The 6,051-nt window shown below is 47.0% G+C and carries 6 protein-coding genes and 1 pseudogene; 2 read left to right on the forward strand and 5 right to left on the reverse strand.

What is annotated here, in order from left to right; genetic code table 11:
• Positions 1–194: pseudogene (locus AC3DOM_RS13270) on the reverse strand (hypothetical protein); the annotation flags it as partial.
• Positions 195–288: 94 nt separating this feature from the next.
• Between AC3DOM_RS13270 and AC3DOM_RS13275 the strand changes: the two are divergent.
• Complete coding sequence (locus AC3DOM_RS13275) at positions 289–1,089, forward strand: class I SAM-dependent methyltransferase (RefSeq protein ID WP_487919528.1); 801 nt, start codon at positions 289–291, stop codon at positions 1,087–1,089.
• Positions 1,090–1,225: 136 nt separating this feature from the next.
• A complete protein-coding gene (locus tag AC3DOM_RS13280; protein ID WP_487919529.1) occupies positions 1,226–1,861 on the forward strand; it encodes a PIG-L deacetylase family protein in 636 nt (211 codons plus the stop codon).
• A 172-nt stretch (positions 1,862–2,033) separates the two neighbouring features.
• On the opposite strand, the gene AC3DOM_RS13285 is transcribed toward AC3DOM_RS13280, so the two are convergent.
• Genes AC3DOM_RS13285 through AC3DOM_RS13300 form a run of 4 tightly spaced genes read right to left on the reverse strand, consistent with a single transcriptional unit; the run spans position 2,034 to position 6,019 of the window.
• Positions 2,034–2,378, reverse strand: a complete 345-nt coding sequence (locus tag AC3DOM_RS13285; RefSeq protein ID WP_487919530.1) for a Rieske (2Fe-2S) protein — start codon at positions 2,376–2,378, stop codon at positions 2,034–2,036.
• Positions 2,379–2,385: 7 nt separating this feature from the next.
• Positions 2,386–4,362, reverse strand: coding sequence for a hypothetical protein (locus AC3DOM_RS13290; RefSeq protein ID WP_487919531.1), 1,977 nt, complete (start codon positions 4,360–4,362; stop codon positions 2,386–2,388).
• A gap of 6 nt (positions 4,363–4,368) precedes the next feature.
• Complete coding sequence (gene sufU / locus AC3DOM_RS13295) at positions 4,369–4,770, reverse strand: Fe-S cluster assembly sulfur transfer protein SufU (RefSeq protein ID WP_487919532.1); 402 nt, start codon at positions 4,768–4,770, stop codon at positions 4,369–4,371.
• Between the two features lie 10 nt (positions 4,771–4,780).
• Positions 4,781–6,019 carry an aminotransferase class V-fold PLP-dependent enzyme gene (locus AC3DOM_RS13300; protein WP_487919533.1) on the reverse strand — a complete coding sequence of 413 codons (1,239 nt, stop codon included), beginning with the start codon at positions 6,017–6,019 and terminating at the stop codon, positions 4,781–4,783.
• Positions 6,020–6,051 lie beyond the last annotated feature (32 nt).

The raw sequence follows: 6,051 nt of genomic DNA on the forward strand, positions 1-6,051 counted from the left end.
TGCTCTTTAACCAATTCTTCGCCTGATTTTGCCGCATAAAGCTCAAGGGTTTCGAGATACGGTGCTTCCCATTCCTGGTAACCAAATTGCTGTGAAGCCCGACGCACCTTTTCATAAATAAAATTACGCAAGGCCATCTCTTCAGGGTAAAATTCTCTGGTGCCCTTGACGGATGGAATGATATTCTTTGCCATAAAATTGCTCCAATGTTCTACGATTATCCTCCCGCCATTTTAGCACATGTTGTGGTATAAACGAGCCGTTATTTCTAATATTATGTGAGGAAAAATGAAAATTGATTATCGTGAAACAACAAATGACTTATTAAAACGGATCGACATTCACAAAGAATTCGGTGGGCGAGATATTGACCAATGGATGCTTGATCTGCTCAAACCAACTACTAATGACCGCATCCTGGATGTGGCTTGCGGCGCGGGCAAACAATGCACGCTCTACCATGAATATACTGACGGAAAAGCCGAGATCACCGGTGGCGATGTTAGCGAGGAACTGCTAACCAAGGCCCGCAGCGAGAATGAAAAACTGGGCAATCCGCTCACGCTGATTTCACTGGATTTTGATCAGCGCTTCCCCTTTGATGACAATCAATTTGATCTGGAATCCTGCTGCTTTGCGATCTATTACGCGACTGATATTCCCGCCACGATCCGCGAAATGCACCGCGTCTTGAAACCGGGCGGACGCCTCTTTACGAGCGGCCCGATGCCGGAGAATAAACAACTCTTCTACGAAATCATTCGTGAGGCCACCAGGATGGTCATTCCGCCAATGCCAGGCAGCTCCCGTTATAAAAGCGGCATCCTCGACGCAATGAAAGAAACTTTCTCCAAAGTGGATGTGCATGTCTTTGAAAACCCGCTGACCTTCCCCACCGTTGATCCCTTTATTGCCTACACCCGTGCATCGCTCTCTGAAGACCGCAAACTGTGGGGCGATCTCTTCAAAGGCTCCGGTGAATTTGAAGAGGTGATGGCAAAGATCACCGCTGTCGCTCAGAAGAGACTCGACAAAGATGGCAACCTGGTGATGACAAAGGTCGTTGGCGGTTTTGTCGGAACGAAATAATTTCACGGTCATTGCCTGTACTGGGCGAAGGCACATGTGCGAAGGAGCGATAGTGACCTGGGCAATCTCCACCTTAGTTTTGGAGATTGCCGCGTCAGCCTTCGGCTTCCTCGCAATGATGTAAATTAGGTGTTTAATGAATTTTTACGGAAAACGAGTACTCTTTGTGGGTGCCCACCCAGATGATATCGAATTGGGTGCTGGTGCCCTGATTCATAATATTCGTGGTCAAAGCGAGATTCTCTGCGTAACCCTCTCTGATAATCAAAAAAACCCAATGCTCAAAAATGTGGTTGAGGAGCATCGTGCCAGTATGGCTGTTTTGGGAGTCAACCCGAAAGATGATCTCATAGAAAGCTTTGAAACCCGCAAATTTCCAGATATGCGACAGGAAGTCCTTGAATATTTGCTCAAGCTGCGGCGCGATTTCAAACCTGAGATAATTTTTTGCCACAGCCAAAACGATCTTCATCAGGATCACAATGTTATTACCCAAGAAGCTTTACGTGCCTATCGTGGACTGACAGTGCTTGGTTTTGACGTAGTCAGATCAAGTTATAACTTCTTCCCCCATTTTTTTGTGGGAGTTAGCGAAGAAGACGTAAACAAAAAGATTGAAGCATTATTAAAATATAAAACTTATCACGATAAGTATTATTTTAATGCCGAGCTGCTTCGCGCCACAATGGTGCGTCACGGCGCATTGGCAGAAAAGCCTTTTGCAGAGGGGTTTGATATCTTACGTGTAGTAGGTCAATTCAAAAAGTGCTAAATTGTTTACCCCAACCTTAATTAATAGGACTTACGCAAAATACCTTTTTTCTCGCTGCAACGCTCTGCGTTGTAGCTTGTCTACAATACCCCAACGCAGAGCATTGGGACTAGGACTATAAAAATGCGTAAGTCCTAATTAAATAGAGATGAGCTGCCTCATCTCTATTTTTTTATTCTTTCGGAAGACCGACTTCAATCATTCCTTCTCGTACTCGTGTCGGATAGGCAGGAATACCCACAACAGCAGGCAAGGATAACACCTCGCCAGTACGGACATCGAAATGGGCTCCGTGATGAGGGCAGGAAAGAGTATAGTCTTCCAAATCCCCATCGCCCAGATCCAGATCTTCGTGTGAGCATTGGTCCTTGATCGCGTAATAACTTTCTGCGATATTGAAAATTACTAACGGGATATCATCAATATCGACAAATATGCGTTCCCCATTCGGTAACTCAACCGCCGGGGCAATTTCATAAAAATCACATTTGGATTCATCGTAAGTTGTATAATTCATTTTTCCTCTACTCACATTCCAGTGGCTCGGCTCGTGGCGTATATAGCTCAACGCCTACAATCGGATATAACATCAATCGCTCATAATAACAAACAAGGGGCCGTGTCACTTTGAAAACCCAGATATTATTCTCCGCACCAAAAGACCTCTTCTCGCTGATCAGCGTATTCGATTGGGGATCGATCACGATCAGGCCGAACTCCTGATGGCGCAAATCTTCATAAAACCCGTCCAGATAAGCCCGATTGCGGGACATAGCCATTTCCATCAGGACATCTTTTTCATAAGCCGGGAACAGAGGAATATCTTCGATCAGCCCAAGCGCCAACAGATGACGTTGCGAGATAAAGAGGACCTCCTCTCCACTCGCCGCAACGCTCGTGACCTGGGCCTGGATATCGTTCAAAGAAGCATTGACTGCGCCTCGATCATATCCCACTGACCCTCCCACCCGCAGGATAAACCACGCCAGGGATAATATCCCCAGCGCGAGCAATGGGATCGGTATTTCAGCAGGCAGATGCCTGGAAGCGGTATCAAGCTGAAATCTGCGCGTGAATAGAATAGCCCCCACCAACAGGATGCTGACAAAATAGGCATCCAGATTATGTAAATCGGCCCCGCCCCCAATCTTCAAACTGACAACCAAACCGCCCACAAAAAGCACCAGAATTGCTGAGGCAATTCCCAATATCCGAAGAGGATGCCAGCTCTCCTTTTGCTGATTAAACGACCAAATAATAAAAAGGATCAGCGGTGCAGAGAGAAAAACGGCTCCCCATAAAATCCCCGGGCCAAAGGTGCTATTCGGCAAGAGACGATCCCAGAGCAGGTCTGAGGAAAGACTGGTGAAGAATTCTTCGCGGGTGCCGTTCCCCGATAGTTGGATATACGCAGTTTGTGATAAAAATGCGGTGGCTGTCCCAACCAAAACCCATACTCCAGGAAGAATAAGATAGCGAAATACATTTTTTCCCGGGGGGAGTTTGACTTCGAGGAGGTAGATCAACGCCGCGAGCATCCCCGGAACGGGAAACCAATTAATGCGACTCATCCCTGCCCACACGGATGCAATGATCACAGCTAACCAGGACTGCCATTTTTTTTCAGGCGAAACAAAGAAAATGATGATCAGTACGGGTATGAGTAGATGGGCATAGATCGAGCCTGTCACGAGGAAAAGAAAGGCCCAGATTACAAAGCCCCCTCTCAAGCGGAGGGGAAGCTTCGCAGGAGCAGGGGCAGCGAGACGAGTAACAACTGCCCATGTAAGACCCAATGTAAGGATCACGGACCAGGCACGATGAACCCAAAGAGGCAACTTTCCAAAAAGGAAGGGAATGCTAAAAATCAGATGGAGGGTCGGGTGTAAGATCGGAAGAGAGAGTTCCTGCCCATAAATTCTTTCTGAAAAAAATAATGAGGCGTAATAATAGCGACTATCGCGAGTCCATCCAATTGCGAAGGGGTAATCAGTTATGTATAAGCTGGCCATGACCAGTTGATAGACTAATAGCTGCCCCAATGCAGCAAATGCGAGGCTTTCCATCCATGACAATCTGAAGCTGGCGCGCAAAAGCGATGCTCCAAATAAGGAAAGGATTAAGAAAATGAAAATCTTGATCCACAGACGATTTCCCAGCAAACTTCCAAGAAAAGGATGTAGCGCCAAGAGAGGCAGGATCACCAAAGTTGCGATGAAGAGAAAAATAACAGGCCATTTTAGCTTTTCCCCAGGACTCAAAAAAGCATTATAAGATGCTTTTAATTTCTGAAAACTTTCTGTCCAGGTCATATAGAAGAGGAGACCTGCGAAAAACCCAACAGTTCCGATGCCGATCAGCAATAAAAGCCACCTGGTCTGCGCAAGCGAAAATCCCCTATCCAGGGAAATACTGCGCAGATCAAGAATTGCCAGAAAACTGGAAAATAAAATACTGCCAAAAAGGATACGCCAAACTGATTTTTCTCTAGAATCTACCATCCCGCCTTATTCTACCAGAGCGTCACTAACCTCATCCACGCTGAGGCCATAGGCACCCGCCTTGAGTACTTTTAAAGAGAGCAATGCACATTTCAGGCGGACAGGACCCAGATCAATGCCCAGCAATTCGATCACATCATCTTTCGTCAGTGCCTTGACCTCATCCAGGGTCTTACCCCGAATCGACTCAACCAAAAGATCTGCGGCGGCCTGCGAGATGGAGCATCCGTGCCCATCGAAAGCAGCTTCTGTGACGATATTTTCATCATCAACCCGAACAGTAACCTCGATATGGTCACCACAAACGGGGTTATCGTCTTCGAAGAAGATATCGTGCGGATCAAGATGTCCGCGATAATAGGGGGTCTTATAGCGTTCAATAATTAATTGGCGATAGAGATCGTCCATAACAGCTCCGTTAAGCGAAAATCTTTCTGACTTTGTATATCCCCTCTACCAGGAGATCAACCTCTGCCTTGGTATTATAAAGATAAAAACTCGCTCGAGTCGTAGCCCTGACTCCACATTTTTCATGCAAGGGTTGGGCGCAATGATGCCCAGCCCGGACGGCGATCCCCTCGCCATCAAGGATTTGGGCTACATCATGAGGGTGCATTCCATCCATGACAAAGGAGGCCACGCCACCTTTATTTTCAGCATCGGGGCCAAAAACGGTAATGCCGGGAATTTCTTCCAATCGTTCCAGTACGTATTCCGTAATGGACTGCTCATGTGCTTCAATTGCATCCATCCCGATATTACTCAAATATTCTGCGGCTGCGCCAAAACCAATTGCCTCCGCTATAGCTGGAGTTCCGGCTTCAAATTTATACGGAACTTCGTTCGTCACAAAGGAGCGCAAATGAACGGTTTTTATCATATCCCCGCCACCCATGAAGGGAGGCATTTTATTCAAAAGATCAAGTTTGCCATAGAGCGCACCGATCCCGGTTGGGCCGACCATTTTATGGGCTGAAAAGGCCAGGAAATCTGCATCCAACGCCCGTACATCTACGGGCAAATGTGGGACAGATTGAGCCGCGTCCACGAGGGTCAATGCGCCAACTTCGTGCGCGAGGCGGATAATTTCCGCGGCAGGTGTGATCGTCCCGAGGACGTTGGACATCTGTGTAAAAGATACCAATTTCGGCTCAAGTTTAAGTAAGTCTCTATAGGCATCCATGTCAAAGAGATAATCCTCAGTGACAGGCACAAATTCGAGCCGGATATTGCGCTCCGCTGCCAGCATCTGCCAGGGGATGAGATTGGAGTGATGCTCCATCTCCGTCAGGATGATAAGATCTCCCGGATCCAGATTCTTCCTTCCCCAACTATAGGCAACAAGGTTGATCGATTCGGTTGTGTTCCGTGTAAATATCACTTCCCTTGGCGAAGCAGCGTTGATCAATTTCGCAACTTGCTCGCGTCCATTCTCATACATGGCGGTTGCTTCTTCTGCCAAGGTATGTACGCCCCGATGAATATTGGCATTTGAGAGTCGATAAAAATCATTCATCGCTTCAATAACAGAAATCGGTTTTTGGGCAGTCGCCGTTGAATCCAGATAGACCAGCTTTTTGTCGGAACCTATTTCTCTGTTAAGAATCGGAAAATCGGCGCGGAGCAGGTCAACGTCAAAGGGTGATTTCGAGTTCATTTATTTAATATTTGGAGCCGCGTTTAAAGGGT

This window comes from Candidatus Desulfolinea nitratireducens, from assembly GCF_982879505.1.

Bases quoted from the DNA above. Each gene is read 5' to 3' on its own strand.
- sufU (WP_487919532.1), bottom strand. From the start codon at position 4,770: ATGGACGATCTCTATCGCCAATTAATTATTGAACGCTATAAGACCCCC.
- AC3DOM_RS13275 (WP_487919528.1), top strand. From the start codon at position 289: ATGAAAATTGATTATCGTGAAACAACAAATGACTTATTAAAACGGATC.
- AC3DOM_RS13290 (WP_487919531.1), bottom strand. From the start codon at position 4,362: ATGGTAGATTCTAGAGAAAAATCAGTTTGGCGTATCCTTTTTGGCAGT.
- AC3DOM_RS13300 (WP_487919533.1), bottom strand. From the start codon at position 6,019: ATGAACTCGAAATCACCCTTTGACGTTGACCTGCTCCGCGCCGATTTT.
- AC3DOM_RS13285 (WP_487919530.1), bottom strand. From the start codon at position 2,378: ATGAATTATACAACTTACGATGAATCCAAATGTGATTTTTATGAAATT.
- AC3DOM_RS13280 (WP_487919529.1), top strand. From the start codon at position 1,226: ATGAATTTTTACGGAAAACGAGTACTCTTTGTGGGTGCCCACCCAGAT.